General features: G+C 59.7%; 17 protein-coding genes. 9 read left to right on the top strand and 8 right to left on the bottom strand.

The features are described from left to right. Window positions 1–253: 253 nt before the first annotated feature. Together HNQ72_RS23055 and HNQ72_RS23060 are read right to left on the bottom strand one after the other, a co-directional pair. Window positions 254–970 (bottom strand): response regulator transcription factor, encoded by a 717-nt coding sequence (locus HNQ72_RS23055; RefSeq protein WP_183995705.1) that lies wholly within the window; start codon window positions 968–970, stop codon window positions 254–256. Window positions 971–972: 2 nt separating this feature from the next. After that, on the bottom strand, window positions 973–2217 hold the full coding sequence (locus HNQ72_RS23060; protein ID WP_183995707.1) for a GAF domain-containing sensor histidine kinase: 1245 nt from the start codon (window positions 2215–2217) through the stop codon (window positions 973–975). Window positions 2218–2460: 243 nt separating this feature from the next. On the opposite strand from HNQ72_RS23060, the gene HNQ72_RS23065 reads away from it, so the two are divergent. From HNQ72_RS23065 to HNQ72_RS23085, 5 genes are all read left to right on the top strand, one after another. Further along, complete coding sequence (locus HNQ72_RS23065; RefSeq protein ID WP_183995709.1) at window positions 2461–3468, top strand: ABC transporter substrate-binding protein; 1008 nt, start codon at window positions 2461–2463, stop codon at window positions 3466–3468. 86 nt (window positions 3469–3554) lie between these two features. Then, window positions 3555–5015: an ATP-binding cassette domain-containing protein gene (locus tag HNQ72_RS23070; RefSeq protein ID WP_183995711.1), complete on the top strand. Its 1461-nt coding sequence runs from the start codon at window positions 3555–3557 to the stop codon at window positions 5013–5015. Continuing rightward, a complete protein-coding gene (locus HNQ72_RS23075) occupies window positions 5012–5953 on the top strand; it encodes an ABC transporter permease (RefSeq protein WP_183995712.1) in 942 nt (313 codons plus the stop codon). Before HNQ72_RS23070 ends, HNQ72_RS23075 begins: the two co-directional genes overlap by 4 nt. Continuing rightward, on the top strand, window positions 5950–6897 hold the full coding sequence (locus HNQ72_RS23080; RefSeq protein ID WP_183995714.1) for an ABC transporter permease: 948 nt from the start codon (window positions 5950–5952) through the stop codon (window positions 6895–6897). Before HNQ72_RS23075 ends, HNQ72_RS23080 begins: the two co-directional genes overlap by 4 nt. Window positions 6898–6924: 27 nt before the next feature. After that, complete coding sequence (locus tag HNQ72_RS23085; RefSeq protein ID WP_183995716.1) at window positions 6925–7842, top strand: SMP-30/gluconolactonase/LRE family protein; 918 nt, start codon at window positions 6925–6927, stop codon at window positions 7840–7842. Between the two features lie 7 nt (window positions 7843–7849). Here the strand turns inward: HNQ72_RS23085 and HNQ72_RS23090 are convergent, their stop codons facing one another. From HNQ72_RS23090 to HNQ72_RS23105, 4 genes are all read right to left on the bottom strand, one after another. Continuing rightward, window positions 7850–9532, bottom strand: coding sequence for an ABC transporter permease (locus HNQ72_RS23090; protein WP_183995718.1), 1683 nt, complete (start codon window positions 9530–9532; stop codon window positions 7850–7852). A 62-nt stretch (window positions 9533–9594) separates the two neighbouring features. Continuing rightward, a complete protein-coding gene (locus HNQ72_RS23095; RefSeq protein WP_244654517.1) occupies window positions 9595–10572 on the bottom strand; it encodes a Fe(3+) ABC transporter substrate-binding protein in 978 nt (325 codons plus the stop codon). 182 nt (window positions 10573–10754) lie between these two features. Then, window positions 10755–11789 carry an ABC transporter ATP-binding protein gene (locus HNQ72_RS23100; RefSeq protein ID WP_183995722.1) on the bottom strand — a complete coding sequence of 345 codons (1035 nt, stop codon included), beginning with the start codon at window positions 11787–11789 and terminating at the stop codon, window positions 10755–10757. A gap of 114 nt (window positions 11790–11903) precedes the next feature. Next, window positions 11904–12056, bottom strand: a complete 153-nt coding sequence (locus HNQ72_RS23105; protein WP_183995724.1) for a hypothetical protein — start codon at window positions 12054–12056, stop codon at window positions 11904–11906. Between the two features lie 155 nt (window positions 12057–12211). On the opposite strand from HNQ72_RS23105, the gene HNQ72_RS23110 reads away from it, so the two are divergent. The 4 genes from HNQ72_RS23110 to HNQ72_RS23125 all read left to right on the top strand — a co-directional run bounded on the left by HNQ72_RS23110 (window position 12212) and on the right by HNQ72_RS23125 (window position 16456). Then, entirely contained in the window at window positions 12212–13861 is a 1650-nt protein-coding gene (locus HNQ72_RS23110) for a phosphoethanolamine transferase (protein WP_308422360.1), read from the top strand. Beyond that, window positions 13858–14325 carry a diacylglycerol kinase gene (locus tag HNQ72_RS23115; protein ID WP_183995726.1) on the top strand — a complete coding sequence of 156 codons (468 nt, stop codon included), beginning with the start codon at window positions 13858–13860 and terminating at the stop codon, window positions 14323–14325. The genes HNQ72_RS23110 and HNQ72_RS23115 overlap by 4 nt, the downstream gene beginning before the upstream one ends. 95 nt (window positions 14326–14420) lie before the next feature. Then, window positions 14421–15083, top strand: a complete 663-nt coding sequence (locus tag HNQ72_RS23120) for a response regulator (protein ID WP_148145010.1) — start codon at window positions 14421–14423, stop codon at window positions 15081–15083. Continuing rightward, a complete protein-coding gene (locus HNQ72_RS23125; protein ID WP_244654512.1) occupies window positions 15080–16456 on the top strand; it encodes a sensor histidine kinase in 1377 nt (458 codons plus the stop codon). The genes HNQ72_RS23120 and HNQ72_RS23125 overlap by 4 nt, the downstream gene beginning before the upstream one ends. A gap of 65 nt (window positions 16457–16521) precedes the next feature. Here HNQ72_RS23125 and HNQ72_RS23130 read toward each other — a convergent pair whose 3' ends face one another. Together HNQ72_RS23130 and HNQ72_RS23135 are read right to left on the bottom strand one after the other, a co-directional pair. After that, a complete protein-coding gene (locus HNQ72_RS23130; protein ID WP_183995728.1) occupies window positions 16522–17100 on the bottom strand; it encodes a YceI family protein in 579 nt (192 codons plus the stop codon). A gap of 76 nt (window positions 17101–17176) precedes the next feature. Beyond that, window positions 17177–18040: a hypothetical protein gene (locus tag HNQ72_RS23135; RefSeq protein WP_183995730.1), complete on the bottom strand. Its 864-nt coding sequence runs from the start codon at window positions 18038–18040 to the stop codon at window positions 17177–17179. Between the last annotated feature and the right edge of the window lie 32 nt (window positions 18041–18072).

Below are 18072 nucleotides of genomic sequence, written 5' to 3' on the forward strand. Positions count from 1 at the left end.
GATTTCTCTAGAACGAAGGACATCGTCGCTAGCAGCGCCGCCGCCCTCGTCAGTGAGCGGGTTATAGTCCCACGCCCCCGAAAACGTCAACAGGCTATTTTCACAAATCTGCAAAAATCGAACAAGTTATTGATCATGTTCAATTTATTCGAATGGAAGCGAAGACCCAGCCGGTTTGCCCCACCAAACACCCCGCCAAGTCCCGCAGATAAGACGGCAGCGGCCACAGGTCTGTCTGAGTGCATCCTATCGCCTAGACCCCTGCAGATTGCCTTAGGTCTCTTTCGGCCCGTTCGATGGCGCTCGCGTTCAAAACCTTGCGTGAAAGTGCTACCGCGACTGCTCTCGTACGAAGGTTGAACCAACCTTCGCTCCCCTGCCCCGGCGTCTCATAAACACCGAGCTTTTCATAAAGCTGCTGCAGGCGGTTCTGTACGCTGCGCAGTGACAGATGTTTTCGCTTAGCGATCGCCTTGTCGGTCAACCCCAGCGCCACATCGACGAGGATTTCGTATTCGACGTCGGTAAGGCCGAGGGAATTACCAAAAGTCTTCTGCTGAATACCACGCACTTCCCGGTCGATCACACACTGGGATTCAACGAAGACGCTGCGCAGTGCAAGTTTCAGCCGTTCTTCCGAAGCCGACTTCAGCACATAGCCATAAGTCGCGCCTTCAGGCACTATCCGCGCCACGCCCCGCACATAGGCTTCGTCGGAATAGTTCGACCAGAAAAGGATTTTGGTATCTGGACGCTCGCGCCAGATCGTGCGTGCCGCCTCGATCCCGTTGCGTTCGCTCATCTGCAGATCCATGACGACATGCTCGACGCGCAATGTGCGGGCCTGTCCTTCGCCCTTCAGACCGTTTTCCGCCTCGATCACGTGCCCGCATTCCGGCAGGGCCGCACGGACTGCCTCATTGAGAAATGCGCGGTGAAGGGCATCGTCCTCGACAATCAGCACATTCATCGTCACACCTCAACCAAAACCGGGAAATCCGGCGAGAGGGTCAGCCGCATCCGGGTTCCCCTCCTCTCGCGGCGACCGGCCGGATTGCTGCCAATTTCGAACCGAGCCGCAATCAATCGAGCGCGGGTCCTCATGTTGTCGATACCATGTCCGGCCGTTTCCTTGATATCGGCGAGGCCTCGACCATCATCTTCGACCTCGATGCAAAGTGATTGGCCGCTCCGCGCGATCCGCACCGTGATATTGTCCGATTGCCCATGACGAATGGCGTTATTGACTGCCTCCTGGACGATACGGAACAGCGCCACAGCAACCGTCGGATTGAGATCACGAAGGCTGCCGCCGCTCTCATCGATCATCCTCCATCCTATCGGCTGGCCGCTTTCCCGAACCGACCGTTCCAGATGGTTCTCAATCGCTTCCGCAACACCGAAGAGCTGCAATACAGTGGGCTTGGCCTCTTCGATGATCTGGCGAAGGTCATGCATACACTGCTGCATCGCCCGACATAGTGGTTCCAACGCGTCGCCCGAGACTGCAGGCAGATGGGTCAGTCGCTCCATGCGGCGCGTCAGCCTTGTCAGGTCAGCAAGCGTCTGGTCGTGCAGATCCATGCCGATGCGCTGGCGCTCTGCCTCCAGTGCTTCCGTTAGCTTCAGCGCGCCGAAACGCAGCCCCTCTTCCCTAGCGCGCGCTTCCGTTTCTATGACGGCCGAGCGTTTCGCCTGCTCGGCTGCACGCAAAGCAAAGAAATAGGGCGCCAGAAGATCGGCCACGGCACGGGCGTTTTCGACATCTTCCTGGGTATAACAATCGCTCTGCCGGCTGGAGCAGCTTAGCGCACCGATCACATCACCCTGCACTTTCAGCGGTACATGCAACCGGCTATGCAGCGAAAGCTCGATGATCGGGCTTGAAAACGCGCCTTTGAAATGAAATCGCGGGTCGGTGCATGCGTCGCCTGAAAGCAGGAAATCCACCTCGCCCGAAAGCAGTGTGCGAATAGGGCTTCCGGTCAGAAGCGCCGGCGGGTGCTGGCTCCAGGCGGTATCCAGTCCGCTCTCATAGGCAATATGGTATTTTCCATCCAGCATCTTGATGCAGACGTCGAGATGGTCATGCGGGATGATATGGCTGATCTCGTCCGCCACCGCCTTGATGATGGAATCGAAATCGAGCTGGCCCGCCAGAAGCCGGGAAATCCCCAGATAGCGGTCGAACAGCGAGTTGCGCGCCGGATTGAGCATGGGCGGACCTCCTCCAGTCCTTCAGCCGTCAATTAAGCGTGAGCTTTTCAAGTCTGTCCTGCGGGAACCCGCAGATTTTGCGCGCAAACCCGCAGAAAGCCTGCTTGGATGCGCCTGTACTTTGTCAAGAAACTCCTCCATCCTCGATTTACTGAGCAAAAGGGGCTCAGGGCAATCATTATCTCCGGATCACCGTTGAGGAGCGGCCCGGACGATATGCAGGGAGCTATTTGGGAGGAAATCATGACCATCAGAACGATGCTGGCGGCATCCGTCGCCTTTGCATGCCTGTGCGCACCCGCGCTCGCCGATACGTCATCGAAAAAGATCGCGCTGTCGAACAACTATGCCGGCAATTCATGGCGTCAGGCGATGCTGACAAGCTGGGACAAGATCACCAAGGAGGCCGTCTCCAAGGGCGTGGTCGCGGCAGCCGACCCGTTCACCACCGCCGAGAACCAGGCGACCGAGCAGGCAGCCCAGATTCAGAACATGATCCTGCAAGGTTATGATGCGATCGTCATCAATGCAGCTTCGCCGACCGCCTTGAACGGCGCAATCAAGGAAGCCTGCGACGCCGGTATCACCGTTGTTTCCTTCGACGGCGTCGTTACGGAACCCTGCGCATGGCGCATCGCGGTCGATTTCAAGGCGATGGGCGAAAGCCAGATCGACTATCTCGCCAAGAAATTGCCCAAGGGCGGCAATCTTCTCGAAATCCGCGGTCTTGCCGGTGTCTCGGTCGATGACGAGATCCATGCAGGTATCGCGGCGGGCGTTGCCAAGAACTCGCAGTTCAAGATCGTCGGTTCGGTCAATGGCGACTGGGCACAGGATGTTGCCCAGCGCGCTGTCGCCGGTATCCTGCCGAGCCTGCCGGAAGTGGCGGCTGTCGTCACCCAGGGCGGTGACGGATATGGTGCAGCCCAGGCCTTTGCCGCCGCCAAGCGCCCGACGCCGACCATCGTGATGGGCAACCGCGAGGACGAACTCGTCTGGTGGAAGGGACAGAAGGACAAGGACGGTTACGAGACCATGTCGGTCTCGATCGCGCCCGGCGTCTCGACGCTCGCCTTCTGGGTGGCGCAGCAGATCCTCGACGGCAAGGAGGTCAAGAAGGACCTTGTCGTGCCGTTCCTTCGGATCGATCAGGCCAATCTCGAGGAGAACCTTAAGAATACCCAGAAGGGTGGCGTGGCGAATGTCGAATATTCGCTGGAAGACGCCCAGAAGGTGATCGACGCCAAGTAGCGTCGCCTCCCGCGTGCCGGGGCGCGAAGGCGCCCAACCCTTCGCGTCCCGGCATTGTCCGACACAACAGAATCGACAGCGATTGCATGACCAAAACCTTGAAGCGAGAAGAGGTTGTGGCAGCGCGTGGCGTCCGTGTGACGTTCGGCGCCGTCAAGGCGCTCGATGGCGCAGACCTCGTGATCCATGCCGGAGAATGTATCGGGCTGGTCGGCCATAACGGTGCCGGCAAGTCCACCATCGTCAACGTCATCAATGGCGGGCTGACACCGCATGACGGTTCGCTCACCTATAGCGGCCGTGAAATTCACGGGATCTCGGCGGCCCGCGCCAATGGCGTGCGCTGCGTCTTTCAGGAACTGTCGCTTTGTCCGAACCTGACGGTCGGCGAAAACGCCCGCATCATGCATGCGGAACTCAAGGGCTGGACCTGGCGCAACCGCGCGCTCTCGCTTGTCGAGACCCAGCTCAAGGACATATTTCCCGGTCATTCGATCGATTGCGACTCGACAGTCGATGATCTGTCGATTGCCGAGCGACAGATGGTGGAGATCGCCATCAGCTTTGCCGGCATCGACAAGCGCCCCAAACTCGTCATCCTCGACGAACCGACATCCTCGCTGGATGCCGGGCTTGCAGCACAATTGATGGCCTATATCCGCAAATTCGTCGGTGAAGGCGGTTCGGTTCTTTTGATTTCGCATATTCTCGGTGAGATTCTTTCCACCTCCGACCGCATCGTGGTGATGAAGGACGGCCGCGTGGTCGCGGACCGGGCGGCATCCGAGTTTTCGACCCGCAGCCTTGTAGAAGCGATGGGTAATGTCGTGCGCGAGCAGGAATTCTCGCGCTCAGTCGCTGCCCGGGCAGGCGATGCGGTCCTTTCCATGCCGCCGCGACGTGGCCACGGGCTTGCCTTTCAGGCCTGGCGTGGCGAGATGATCGGCCTTGCCGGCCTCGGTGGCCACGGCCAGACCGAAGCCCTGCTCGACCTCTATCTCGACCGCAACAGCAACTGGTGGCCGAAAAGGCAGCGGGAGATCGCCTTTGTCGCCGGGGATCGCGGCTTGAACGGCACATTCCCGCTGTGGAGCATCCTCAAGAACCTTTCGATCGCCTCGCTCGGTCAGCTTGCGACCAACCGCATGGTCGACAGGGCGCGGGAGGAAACGCTGGGGGCCGGATGGAAACAACGGATCGAAATCCGCACGCCGAATATGGAAAACCGCATCCTGTCGCTCTCGGGCGGCAACCAGCAGAAGGTTCTTTTCGCCCGGGCCCTGGCGACCACAGCCAGCACCGTGCTGATGGATGACCCGATGCGCGGCGTCGACATCGGCACCAAGCAGGAGGTCTACGAAATCCTCCGCTCGGAAGCCGCCAACGGACGCACCTTCATCTGGTATTCGACGGAAATGGACGAAATCCGCCTCTGCGATCGGGTCTACGTTTTCCGCGATGGCGCGATTGCGGCCGAACTTGTCGGCGAGGAAATCACGGAGAAAAACGTTCTGGCAGCCTCCTTTCACGAAGGAGACGCCGCATGAAGCTGTCTTCCGGCACGATCCGCCTGATCATCCCCGCCGCATCGCTGGTGCTGCTGCTCGCCGCCGTCTTCTACATGCAGCCGCGCGCCATGAGCTATACGGGGCTCAATCTTCTGTTCAATCTCGCGGTCCCGATCGCACTCGCGACCATCGCCCAGATGCTGATCATGTCGGTCAACGACCTCGATCTGTCGATGGGCACATTCGTGAGCTTCTGCGCCTGCGTTTCCGCTACGTTCCTGCAGTCGTCACCGGCGCTCGGCATCCTGATCTTTCTCGGCGCGATTGCCACCTATGCGCTGATCGGCGTCGTCATCTATGTGCGCGACCTGCCGTCCATTGTCGTAACACTCGGCATGAGTTTCGTCTGGGGCGGAATTGCCGTTCTCATCCTCCCCTCGCCCGGCGGCACCGCGCCGACCTGGGCACGATGGCTGATGACGGCCAAGCCGCCATTAGTGCCGATGGCAATCGTCGCCAGCATCCTGATTGCAGCAGTCACGCATTATATCGTCATGCGCTCGTCCTTCGGCGTGCTGATGCGCGGCGTCGGCGGCAATGACCGCTCGGTGGAACGTGCCGGCTGGTCGGTCCTCGGCCTCCGCGCTGCTACCTATGCCTTGGCGGGCTTTTTCGCCGTGCTTGCCGGCATCGCACTGGTCGGCCTCACGACTTCCGCCGACGCCAATATCGCGCTCCGCTATACGCTGCTTTCGATCGCCGGCGTCATTCTCGGTGGCGGCCAGTTCGTCGGCGGCAAGGTTTCACCGATCGGCGCCGTCATCGGGGCGCTGACACTGACGCTCGCGGGATCCTTCCTGTCCTTCATGCGCATCTCGCCGGACTGGCAGATCGGCGCGCAGGGCGCGATCCTGATCGTCGTGCTCGCCCTGCGCCTTGCCCTCAACCGTCTGGAAAAGCGGGAGAAGAGCCAATGAGCCTCAATCGCCTTCTGATTGCCAAGCCGTGGATCTGGTCGTTTGCCGCAACGATTACCGTCTGGATCGTCACGGTGCTTTTCACCGGCGGCGCAAGTTCCTTCGGCCTGTCACAGGCAGCGCTCACCTTCGCAGCCTTCTCGGTCGTCGTCGGTATCGGCCAGATGTTCGTCATCACGCTCGGGCCAGGAAATATCGATCTCTCGGTACCCGCCACGATGACGCTGTCCGGCACGCTCGCCTTGAAACTGATGGATGTGCAGGACGGCATGATCGTCGTCGGATTGCTTGCCTCGATCGGTATCGGTCTCATCATCGGGATAGGCAATTATGTGTTGATCAAGGCGCTGCGCATACCGCCGATCATCGCCACGCTGTCGATGAGCTTCATCGTCCAGTCTGTGGCGATCTGGAGCAATCGCGGCCTGCGCATTAAACCGCCGGAAACGCTCGCCTCCTTCGCCACATCCAGCCTGTTCGGCATCCCCAATGTCGCGCTCGTGGCACTGATCCTCTCTATCATCGCCTGGGTGCTTCTGGAAAAATCCATCTATGGCCGCTGGATTTCGGCGATCGGGCAGAGCACGTTCGCGGCCCGCATGGCTGGCATCCCGGTCGATGGGACGCGGCTTGTCACCTATATGCTCTGCGCCGTGCTCGCCTCCGTCTGCGGTTATCTGCTGGCGAGCTTTTCCGGTGGTGCCGCTCTCAACATGGGCTCGGAATATCTGCTGATGTCGATCGCCGTCGTCGTCATCGGCGGCACGGCGGTGGCCGGCGGCAATTCCAATATCCCGGGCATCTGGGGCGCCTCGCTGTTCATGTTCCTCGTCGTCTCGATGCTGAATACCTACGGCTTCGGTGCCGGTTTCCGCCTCATCCTCACCGGCCTCATCATCATCGCCGTCATCCTGCTTGCCGGTGGCCGGCAATCGCTTCGCTAGTCGATAAATCCAACCGGACACAATGCCATGTCACAGACCTCATCCATCTACGAAATCCACGATGATCGCTTCCGGTTCCTGATCGTTCCGACCTCGCCATTGGACGAGCTTCATTCCGAATGCCGCTGGGCGGAGGGGCCGGTCTGGTTTGCCGATCAGGGCTCATTGATCTGGAGCGACAATCCGAATGAGCGGATGCTGCGCTGGGTCGAAGGCGGCGGTGTTTCCGTCTTTCGCAGCGCATCGAATTTTTCCAACGGCAATACGAGAGACCGGCAGGGCCGACTGGTGACCTGCGAACACGGCACCCGCCGTGTCACCCGCACCGAGATCGACGGCTCGATCACCGTGCTTGCCGACAGCTATCAGGGCAAACCGCTGAATTCGCCCAACGATGTGGTGGTGCGCTCCGACGGCAGCGTCTGGTTCACCGACCCGACCTACGGCATCATGTCGAATTACGAGGGTTATCGCGCCGATCCGGAACAGGAAACCCGCAACGTCTATCGGCTCGATCCGCAAACCGGCGAGATTGATGCTGTCGTCACCGATTTCGGCCAGCCGAATGGCCTCGCCTTTTCGCCGGATGAAACCATCCTCTATGTGGCGGATTCCTCATCCAGCCACGATCCAGACAGGCCGCGCCATATCCGCGCCTTCGACGTCGTGGACGGCCGAAAGCTCACGAACAGCCGCGAATATTGCACGATCGACACCGGCCTGCCGGACGGCTTTCGCGTTGATGTCTATGGCAATGTCTGGACCAGTGCTGGCGACGGCGTGCACTGCTTCGGACCGGAGGGAAAGCTGCTCGGCAAGATCCTGATCCCGCAGACGGTGGCGAATGTCACCTTCGGCGGACCACGGCGCAACCGCCTGTTCATCACCGCCACCAGATCGCTTTATGCAGTCTATACGGCGACGATCGGCACGTCCCTCGGTTAGTCGATGTTTACGCGCTTCGCTCGGAAGCGCCTACTCTCGAAAGCAGAATGACCGGCAGGACACTGATCGCGACGATGGCAAGCGCCGCGATCGATGCTTCCTCATAAGTGCCGCGCGCCGCTTCGCCGTAGAGATGGGTCGCGAATGTTTCGACATTGAGCGGCCGCAGGAGAAGCGTCGCCGGCAGTTCCTTGATGCAATCGACGAAGACAAGCAGGGCTGCCGCCGAGATCGCGGCCTTCGATAGCGGCAGATGCACATGCCGGAACGTGCCGGCCGTCGATTGTCCGAGCGTGCGCGATGCATGATCGAAGGACATGGGAATACGCGAAAGCCCCGCTTCGATGCCGCCGGCGGAGATCGCCAGGAAACGGACGGTCAGTGCATAGACCACGGCCGCGCCCGATCCCATGAACAAAAGCCCCGTCGAGACGCCGAACCAGTCAAGCGCGGTGCGATCGATGAAACGATCGAGGCCGGCCAGCACGATCAGCACTCCGATCGCAACAACAGTACCCGGTGCGGCATAACCGACGGTCGACATGCGAAGCAGCGTGGCGGAGGTCCTGCCCGGGCGCAAACGGGTCGCATAGGCAACGACAAGCCCGAGAGAAATGGTAGCGACCGTCGCCAGTATCGCGATGGTGAGCGTGCTGATCGCCTCGCCGACAAGGCGCGAGGAAAGGCCGGCGAACTGGTAGCGTTTCCAGGCTTCAGTGGTGAGATAGAGCGCCGGAGCGATGAAACCGAGCAAGATCGGCACAGCTCCGGCGACAAAGAGCAGCAGGCCCTTCAAGGCTGGCACCTTCGCGGGTGTCAGGCCGCGGCTGCGGCGGGCATCGGTCGCGTAACGCTGTTTTCGCCGCGCCCAGCGCTCGACCGCGACCAGCGCAACCACGATCAGCAGAAGTGCGAGCGCGATCTGCGAAGCGCCCGGAAGATCGGTGCGGGTGATCCAGGTCGTATAGATCGAGACCGTCATGGTTCTGACCCCGAGAAACTCGGCTGCCCCGACATCGTTGAGCGTTTCCATCAGGGCAAGCGCGACGCCGATCGCTACGGCTGGCCGCGCCAGCGGCAGCGCAACGCGCCAGAAGATCGCCCGGCGGGACACACCAAGCGTGCGGGCCGCATCCACGAGATTGCCAGATTGGGTGAGAAACATCGCTCGTGTGGGAATGTAGACATAGGGGTAAAGCACGAAGCCAAGCAGCAGGATGCAGCCGGTCATCGAGCGGATATCGGGCAAGCGAAATTGCCGCGGGGTCTCGTAACCTAAAAGCCAACGGATAGCCCCCTGCACCGAGCCGATCGGATGCAGGATATCGAGATAAGCATAGGCGATGATGTAGGTCGGCACCGCAAGCGGCAGCAACAGCGCCCATTCCAGCACTCTGCGTCCGGGAAAATCATAGGCGGTGACCAGCCAGGCGGTCGTCGTACCGAGCACTGCGGTAACCACCCCCACTCCGAGAAGCAGGATGACTGTATCGATCAATGCCACCGGCAGTATGCTGGAAAAAAGATGCGCCCAGAGACCGACAGATCCCTTCAGCGCCTCGACAGCCAGACCGGCAATCGGCAGGATGACGATCAGCGCGACGATGGCGGAAAGAGCAAGCCAGTTTCTGCCCGAACGGCCAGCATGGCTGACGACCGATGGTTCAGCGACCGGGTTGCTGGCAGGCATAGACATATCCATGAAATAAAAGACGCAAGGCGCCCCGTTTTCCAGAGCGCCTTGCAAATTCCTTAGTTGTCGAAGCCGACCTTGTCGACCAGTTCGCTTGCCTGCTTGCGATGGCTGACGATTTCGGAAAGCGGCTTGTTGTCGATCTTCAGCTCGCCGAAGGAGGCGATAATCGGATCGGCGGCAACGCCGGCCTTGACCGGGTATTCGTAATTGGCCTCGGCGTAGATCTTCTGGGCTTCGTCGGAGACAAGATATTCGAGGAACTTCACGGCTTCGGCCTTGTTCGGCGAATTTTTCGCGACAGCCGCGCCGCTGATGTTCACCTGGGTGCCGCCATCCTTGAAGGTCGGCAACACGACCTTGATGGCTTCGGCCCACTTGACCTGTTCCTCGCCGCCCTTGCCGGATTTCATCAGGCCGACATAGTAGGAATTGGCAATGCCAATATCGCAAATACCGCCGAGAATGTCCTTGGCCGCGTCGCGATCACCACCGGCAGCCTTGCGCGCGAGGTTGGCCTTTACGCCAGTCAGCCACTTTTCGGTTTCTTCCGCGCCGTAGTGGGCAATGTAATCGGCAAACAGCGCCGTATTGTAGGGATGCTGGCCAGAGCGGATGCAGACCTTGCCCTTCCACTTCGGATCAGCCAGATCCTCGTAATTGAAGGAGGCGAGGTCGAGATCCTTGGCGGCGTAGAGCACGCGCGCACGGTAGGAGAGACCGAACCAATGGCCCTTGCCGTCACGCAGCTCGGCCGGAACGGCGCCGCTCAGAACGGAGGATTCGATCGGCTGTGTCACGCCCTTTTCGGCGAGATCAACGAGATTGCCGGCATCGACCGCCATCAGGATATCGGCCGGAGAGCTTGCCCCTTCCGATGCGACGCGTTCAGCCAATCCATCCTTCAGGAATACCGTGTTGACCTTCGTGCCGGTCGACTTGGTATAGGCTTCAAGAAGCGGGGCGATCAGGGCCGGTTCACGCGTCGTGTAGACGTTGATCTCGGCAGCCGATGCCAGCGACGGAGCCACAAACATAGAGGTGGCCAGAAGCGTGGTGGTGAAGAAAGTGTGCGGGTTCATGGTACTCCCCCTTTGGAATGAACACGCAACGCTTGCAGCAGTTCTTGACCTGATTGGTCAAGTTTAAAGTTCAACCGAAGATACGCATCACGCAAACTTTATCAAGCCGCAAGGCACCAAGACAACCAATAGGAGCATTAGAATGCCAGAACGCGCTCTGCAGTAATGGAAATCCTGACTGTGTCCGTACCTTCCGGCAGGCGATCGAGAGCAATGGCCCTCAACGGCATCTCCACTCCCTCGACGGCGAGCAGGATATGTTCGGTTTCCCCGTGGAAGATCCGTTGCTTGACGCGTGCAGGAATATCGCCTTGGTCGAGCGAAATGGAAATTGCCTGTGGCCGGATATGGACGGTAGTCTTTCCGTCGTCTGCGGCCGCGTAGTTCAGCCGGAAGCTGCCGATCGCAGTCTCGATCCTGTCGCCTTTACGAATACCCGGCACCTTGTTCGAAAGGCAGAAGAAGTCGGCCGCATAGGCGCTTGTCGGCCGGTCATAAAGATCATAGCCGGATCCTGCCTGCACGATTTCGCCTGCGCGCATCAACACCACGCGATCACCGGTGGAAAGCGCTTCCTGCGGATCATGGGTAACCATGATAACGGTCGTGTCGAGCGATTTCAAAAGCGACAACGTTTCGGCCCGAACCTGCCCACGCAAGCCCTGATCGAGGTTGGAGAAGGGTTCGTCCATAAGAACGATGCCGGGCCTCGGCGCCAGCGCCCTTGCAAGCGCCACACGCTGCTGCTCACCACCTGAAAGCGTGTGCGGAAAGCGTTCCAGCAGATGCTCAATCCCGATGCGCCGGATGACATCCTCGGCATTGGCAGAAGCCTCCGTCTGTGCGTGTCGCTTCAGGCCGAAGAGGATGTTTTCGCGGACGCTGAGATGCGGGAAAAGTGCGTAATCCTGGAAAACGAAGCCAACCCCGCGCTTTTCCGGCTCGACGAACTGTCGGCCGTCAACCTCCTGACCATCGAGAAAGACCTGGCCGGAATCGACGGTTTCCACTCCCGAAATGATACGCAGCAGCGTGGACTTTCCGCAGCCCGAGTGCCCAACGAGAGAAACGACCTCGCCTTTGCGAATATCGATCGATATGTCGCGGACGGCTGGTGTCGTTGCGAATGAGCGACTGACATTGACAAGCTTTACGGCGATATCTGTTTTCATGGCGTTCCTGCCCCCTGTGGCGTGGGAAACTGCCATAGCGGCCAGACAGAGTGAAGACCAACACAATCACGATGAGGCGAAATCAACATCGCCTCGTTCGTTCCTGTCCGGTTTCTACCCCAAAAAACCGTGATGCGGTTGGGCGTCTGTCGGCCAGTTCTGAAGCGTGTGGATACGCTTTGCCTCATGCATCAAGGGAATTGAGCAGACCACAAGCACGAGAACGGCAACATAGATCATGCCGGGACGGGTTCTAAATGCATTCACGAGACGCCAACTCCTACTCCGATTGTCGCAAAATGCAGCGCCAAGCTGACATCCGGCTGAACGCGACGCGCGCAGGAGAAGATTTTTGACATTCAGGTGACAGTCAGGATCGGATGCGATTTCGCCGGCAACAGAAACTGCCGGGAGCCTTCTCCTTGTCCATTACCAGCATGTCCCGCCCTGCCCGTCGCTTCATCCGACCACAGATCGGCAGCGTCACTCTCGCCGTCCTCGGGGCTCTCTACCTGATTGCCTTTACCAACCGCATGTTCTTCACGCGCGCCTATAGCTATTTCGACAGCCACCTGGCGTTTGGCGCTTTTGCCCTGGGTCTGACGTGCCTTTTTGCCGCCTTCATGATCGCGGTCTCGGTCAAGTATCTTCTGAAACCCGTCCTGATCCTGATGATCTTCAGCGCCGCCTCGGCCTCATGGTTCATGGACCGGTTCGGCACCATTATCGATGTCGACATGATCCGCAACGCGGCGCAGACGACACCGTCCGAAGCCGGCCACCTGATCACCCCCGCCTACCTGCTGCACATGACGATATTCGGCCTGATACCGGCGCTGCTGGTCTGCTGGGTGCGCATCGAGCACCGCAGGTTCTTGTCCAAGGTGGGCTGGAATCTCGCGGCGATCGTGCCGCTCCTGCTTGTAGCACTCGCCTGTGGCGTTAGCAGCTCGCGCAGCATCGCCGCCGTCGCGCGACTGCACAAGGACATGATCCTGACGCTCAACCCGTTCCTGCCAATCGGAAGTGCGGTTGCCTTCACCCTGGCCAGCGAAGCAGACAAGAATATCGTGGCAAAGCCACTCGGTACCGATGCGAAAGTTGCCTCCTCCCCGGCATCGGGCAAGCCACGCGTGCTGGTCATCGTGACCGGAGAAACAGCTCGCGCCGAAAACTTTTCACTCAGTGGTTATAACCGCGAGACCAATCCCGAACTCAAGAAGCGTGACATCACCTATTTCCCGCAAACCTCGAGTTGCGGCACGGCGACGGCGGTCTCGGTGCCTTGCATGTTTTCCAACCTGACACGGCACGGCTATTCCCATCGCGCCGGACTTGCGAACGAAAACCTGCTCGACGTGCTTGGCCATGCCGGCATCAAGACCGAATGGTGGGACGACAATACGGGCAGCAAGGGCGTCGCCGACCGCACCGTTTACAGGTCCTTCTCCGATGCCAACGACCCGCGTTACTGCAAGGATCACGAATGCCTCGACGACGGCATGGTTGCCGAACTCAACGGCTGGCTTTCAAATATCAAAGGCGACAGCGTTCTGGTTCTGCATCAGCTCGGCAGTCACGGTCCGGCCTATTACCAGAGATACACGCAGGAATTTGCCCGTTTCACGCCGGAATGCCGCACAGCCGAACTCGGCACCTGTGATCGCCAGGCAGTCGTCAACGCCTACGACAACAGCATTCTTTACACCGACCATATCCTGGCCTCGGTCATCGACATCCTGAAGGCGCGCGAAGACAAGATCGCTCCCACGATGATCTATATGTCCGACCACGGCGAGTCGCTCGGTGAAAACGGGCTCTATCTGCATGGCGCGCCCTACATCATAGCCCCGTCGCAGCAGACCCATGTTCCCTTCGTCCTGTGGCAGGGATCCGAGATGAAGGCCTCGGTCGACGCTTCCTGTGTCTCGAAACGAGCGGGCGAAGAAGCCTCGCACGACAATCTCTTCCACACCGCACTCGGCGTCATGGCGGTGAAGACCTCCGTCTACAATCCCAATCTCGATGTGCTCGGCGCGTGCCGCAAGACGGAAGGAAAGCCAAACTCATGACTGTTCCCGATTATGCCCCCATCGGAACGGTCGGAAGGCCGGTCACAAAAAAGGCTGATGAACTGCCGCCTGTCTCCATCAGCCCCTCGTCCCCCATCGAGAAAGTGACCGGCAGCCGGCACCTCAAGGCAGCGTTCGGTTATTCGCTGAACGGTGCCTTGAGGTTGCTGCGCGAAACCGCATTCCGCCACGAGATTATTGCCGGCGTGGCAATATTCGCAGCTTTTGCCGCAGTCGGTGCGAGCTTCTCCGATTACGTGATGATGGCAATCGTCATGCTGGGCCTCTTTGCGGCGGAAGCGCTCAATACCGCCATTGAGGAGATCATCGACCGCATCTCGCCCGAATGGTCCGACACCGGCCGGCATGCCAAGGATCTCGGCTCCTTTGCCGTCTTCTGCCTGCTTGTCGTGAACGGCCTCACCGCCGCTTTCGTCATCATCCCGAAATTCGTCTCGTCATGATCCCGCAGACGCCTCCTTCCCCTCTCGAATTTTATCCCCCTACTCTGCTAAACGGTGGGTATAAGATAATATCGCGATGGGACGGAGCAGGCAGTTTGAGGGTTCTTCTGGTTGAAGATGATGCAACGCTTGGAGAAGCGGTGCGCGATCATGTTGCAAGTGGTGATCATGCAGTCGATTGGATGAAGACGATCGACACGGCGACAAGCGCGCTTGCAACCACCAGCTATGGCCTGATCCTGCTTGACCTTCGCCTGCCCGATGGCAGCGGGATTGCTCTTCTGAAGGAATTCCGCGCCCGTGGGGTTACCACGCCGGTAATTATCCTGACGGCACATGACCAGATATCGGACCGTATCGAGGGCTTGAATAGCGGCGCAGACGACTATCTGGTGAAGCCGTTCAATCTCGGAGAACTGACGGCCCGGATGCTGGCGGTGAGCCGCCGTTACAGCGGCCGGCCGGTGTCTCTGGTGCGCATCGGGGATATAGAGATAGACGCAGCGACCCGCCGGGTAACGGTGGGAGGCGAAGTCATCGATCTGTCCAGCCGCGAATGGGCGGTGCTGGACAGCCTTTCGGCGCGACCGGGCGCCGTCGTGTCCAAGCCTCAGATCGAGGAAGCCCTTTACGCCTTTGGTTCCGAAATCGAAAGCAACACCGTCGAGGTCTATGTGAGCCGGCTGCGCAAAAAGCTCGGTCGGGATCACATCGCCACGCTGCGCGGTATCGGCTACCGGCTGGGACGCGAACAATGAGCCTTTTCAGCCGGGCAACAGGCCCGTCTATGACCCGGCGGCTGATCCTGTCGCTGACATTTGCAATGACATTCCTCTGGCTGCTGGCGGTAGGCCTTGGTCTTGTCGTGATGGAGGAAGAACTTGCCGAAATCTTCGATGGCACGCTTCAGGATACGGCCGAACGGCTCGTACCACTTGTCGTCGACGATCTCGAACATCGCGGGATGTTGGGGGTCCCCTCTGACAATAGCCCGGGAGCAGCACCACAACAGTTGCAGACAGCCAGTTCAAGCGGCGATCACGAGTATCTGATCTACCAGGTACGCGACCCATCCGGCCGTGTGCTGATAAGGTCCCATGACGCGCCGGAAGGGGCATTCGAAACGCCATTGAAGGCCGGTTTCTGGAAAAATGCGACCTACCAGTTCTACACGGCCACAAGCGAGGATCGCCGGATCTTCGTTCAGGTTGCCGATGCCTTCGAGAACCGCGAAGAGGCCGTCCGGGAAGGCGCGATCGCGCTGTTTCTTCCGCTTATACTGCTGATACCGGTCAGCGGCATGATGATCTGGCTCGTGGTTCGCCGCGCCGTGCGGCCTGTCGGCGAACTGCGCCGCGAGATCGAGACCAAGGATGGCGGCAACATGGAGCCGATCGATGCTTCCATCCTGCCGCGCGAACTGCAGCCGATCGCGGTTTCCGTCAACCTGTTGATGACACGGCTCAGAACCGCGCTCGATGCCGAGCGGGAGTTCACCTCCAACAGCGCGCACGAACTGCGCACACCGATCGCCGGCGCTCTGGCGCAAACGCAGATGCTGATCGCCGAGCTGACCGACAGTCCCAGCCGTCATCGCGCCGGCCAGATCGAGGCATCGTTGACACGCCTCAGCCACCTTGCCGAAAAGCTGCTCCAGCTATCGCGTGCCGAGGCGGGTATCGGCATTGCCGACAAGCCGGCTGATCTCGGCCGCATATTGGAAATGGTGCTGACCGATTTCTGGCGCGGCATGGCCAACCCTTCGCGCCTGATATTCCATCGCGCACCCGGTGCGCAGCTGACAGGTCCGTTCAGCGAAGACGCCTTTGCCATTGTCCTGCGAAACCTGATCGAAAACGCGCTTGTACATGGCAGACCAAAAGAACCGGTCGAAGTGTTTCTCGAAGACGGCGGGCCCGTGCGCATCGTCAATGCTGCGCCTGCCATGACGGAAGCCGACCTTGCCTCAATCCGCAGACGTTTCAGCCGCGGCAAGACAGAAGCTGCAGGCTCAGGGCTTGGCTTGTCGATTGTCGAAAGATTGCTCGGGCAGATGAACGGCCGTCTCCAACTGCTATCACCGGCGACAGGCAGAGATGACGGGTTCGAGGCAAGAATCGTTCTGTCTTAGAACGGCAAACGCGACCGGATATGATACCGGTCGCGCCATTTTCAGCTCGACATGTGAGACTGTTATTACTTCTTGATGGCTTCAACATCGATATCGAGAGCAATCTCCGGGCCGATGCCGAAATCGTTCATCTTGGCGATGCCGAAGTCGACGCCATTGAACGAACCGGTTGCGGAAAAGCCGGTCTTGATCGTGTTGGCATCCCAGGGCAGCGCGGATTCTGCATTCCAGGTAACGTCGAGAACGATCGGCTTGGAGGTGCCGAGCAGGGTCAGGTCACCGGTTACCTTGGCGGTCTTGTCGCCGGTCTTTTCGATCGAGGTGCTCTTGAAGGTGATCTGCGGGAATTCCTCGGCGTTGAGGAAGTCCGGGCTCTTCAGGTGCGTGTTGCGCTTTTCGTCATTGGTGTCGATGCTTGCGGCTTCGAGGGCGATTTCAACCGTGCTCTTGGTGACGTCGTCCTTGTCGAAGGAGATGGTGCCGGATACGGCCTTGAAGGCGCCGTGAGCCTTCGCCCAGCCGGCATGGCTCGTCTTGAAGCCGACCCAGGCATGCGTCGGATCGATTTCATAGCTGTCAGCTGCGAATGCAGCGCCGGTCATGAACATGCCGGCAAGGGCAGTGGCGAGAATCAGGCGTTTCATGGTTTTTCCTTATATGTGTTGAAGGTGTTCGTGATGAGGATGGTGTCCGGCAAGCCGGATTGGTGAAACTGTGAGCTCAACCGCCGGCAAGCACGGCGACAAGAATGGCGGCGATTGCAGGAATTGCGGTCAGCGCGCCGATGATCAGCGGCTGCAGGAACCGCGCGCGGTTCGCAAATCCGACTTCTCGCCAGTTGAGAACCGCGAAGATGGCGACAGGCAGAAGCGAAAGAACGAGCGCGACCGGCGCAGCACTCGGCGACAGCAGCACAGTCATCGTGGCGCCCATAGCGGCGGTCCAGATAAAGGAAAGCGCGGCAAAGTCCCCAAGAACGAAGGCTGCATCGTCGCCTCGGATATAGGAAATGTAGCGAACCAGCAGCCAGCCACCGAACAGGGCAGCCAGCGCGCCGTTCATCTGCGCCATGCCGATATAGCCGCCCATGATCGCAGTCAGTGCCGTTCCGATTGCGGTGGCGAGCAGCGCAGCCGGCAAGGCTGCCGCGGAGGATTTTCTGGCCTGCGGCCCTGACACAGCCGCAATCTCGATGGCGACGATGACGAGCACGATCGCAAGTGTCGTCGCCTTCGTCGCGTTGGCTGCGAGAACGTTCTTGCCCAACCACCAAGCGGGTGCTGCAAGAGAGACGACACCCACCAGCGCGATGATCCATCGGTTCACAAACTGCCGGAGCAGAACGGCAAGAATTGCGAAAACAACACCACCGATGACCAGCAACAAGGGCAGCTTCTGTTTTGCTGCAATCGGCGGGAATGGCGGCAGGCCTTCGATCGAAACGCTCGCGATGGCAGCGGCAACAGGTATCAGCAGTGCCGTTAGCAGAACGGCTCGAGAAGTCGTTCCCTTACCAGCCAGTGCGATGACCGCGCCAAGAACGAGCGGCAGCAGGACGGAGGTCAGGAGAATTTGGGTCAGCATGCGTATCAATCCCGAATATTTGCCGATTGCGG

Origin of the sequence: Aliirhizobium wenxiniae, assembly GCF_014201355.1 — a bacterium.
In the GTDB taxonomy this organism is placed as follows: domain Bacteria; phylum Pseudomonadota; class Alphaproteobacteria; order Rhizobiales; family Rhizobiaceae; genus Neorhizobium; species Neorhizobium wenxiniae.

What these genes read in the sequence shown, in the direction of transcription:
- HNQ72_RS23115 (WP_183995726.1), top strand. Translation starts at nt 13,858, where the DNA reads ATGACTGTTCCCGATTATGCCCCCATCGGAACGGTCGGAAGGCCGGTC.
- HNQ72_RS23130 (WP_183995728.1), bottom strand. Translation starts at nt 17,100, where the DNA reads ATGAAACGCCTGATTCTCGCCACTGCCCTTGCCGGCATGTTCATGACC.
- HNQ72_RS23080 (WP_183995714.1), top strand. Translation starts at nt 5,950, where the DNA reads ATGAGCCTCAATCGCCTTCTGATTGCCAAGCCGTGGATCTGGTCGTTT.
- HNQ72_RS23090 (WP_183995718.1), bottom strand. Translation starts at nt 9,532, where the DNA reads ATGCCTGCCAGCAACCCGGTCGCTGAACCATCGGTCGTCAGCCATGCT.
- HNQ72_RS23065 (WP_183995709.1), top strand. Translation starts at nt 2,461, where the DNA reads ATGACCATCAGAACGATGCTGGCGGCATCCGTCGCCTTTGCATGCCTG.
- HNQ72_RS23055 (WP_183995705.1), bottom strand. Translation starts at nt 970, where the DNA reads ATGAATGTGCTGATTGTCGAGGACGATGCCCTTCACCGCGCATTTCTC.
- HNQ72_RS23125 (WP_244654512.1), top strand. Translation starts at nt 15,080, where the DNA reads ATGAGCCTTTTCAGCCGGGCAACAGGCCCGTCTATGACCCGGCGGCTG.
- HNQ72_RS23100 (WP_183995722.1), bottom strand. Translation starts at nt 11,789, where the DNA reads ATGAAAACAGATATCGCCGTAAAGCTTGTCAATGTCAGTCGCTCATTC.
- HNQ72_RS23095 (WP_244654517.1), bottom strand. Translation starts at nt 10,572, where the DNA reads ATGTTTGTGGCTCCGTCGCTGGCATCGGCTGCCGAGATCAACGTCTAC.
- HNQ72_RS23060 (WP_183995707.1), bottom strand. Translation starts at nt 2,217, where the DNA reads ATGCTCAATCCGGCGCGCAACTCGCTGTTCGACCGCTATCTGGGGATT.
- HNQ72_RS23085 (WP_183995716.1), top strand. Translation starts at nt 6,925, where the DNA reads ATGTCACAGACCTCATCCATCTACGAAATCCACGATGATCGCTTCCGG.
- HNQ72_RS23070 (WP_183995711.1), top strand. Translation starts at nt 3,555, where the DNA reads ATGACCAAAACCTTGAAGCGAGAAGAGGTTGTGGCAGCGCGTGGCGTC.
- HNQ72_RS23135 (WP_183995730.1), bottom strand. Translation starts at nt 18,040, where the DNA reads ATGCTGACCCAAATTCTCCTGACCTCCGTCCTGCTGCCGCTCGTTCTT.
- HNQ72_RS23075 (WP_183995712.1), top strand. Translation starts at nt 5,012, where the DNA reads ATGAAGCTGTCTTCCGGCACGATCCGCCTGATCATCCCCGCCGCATCG.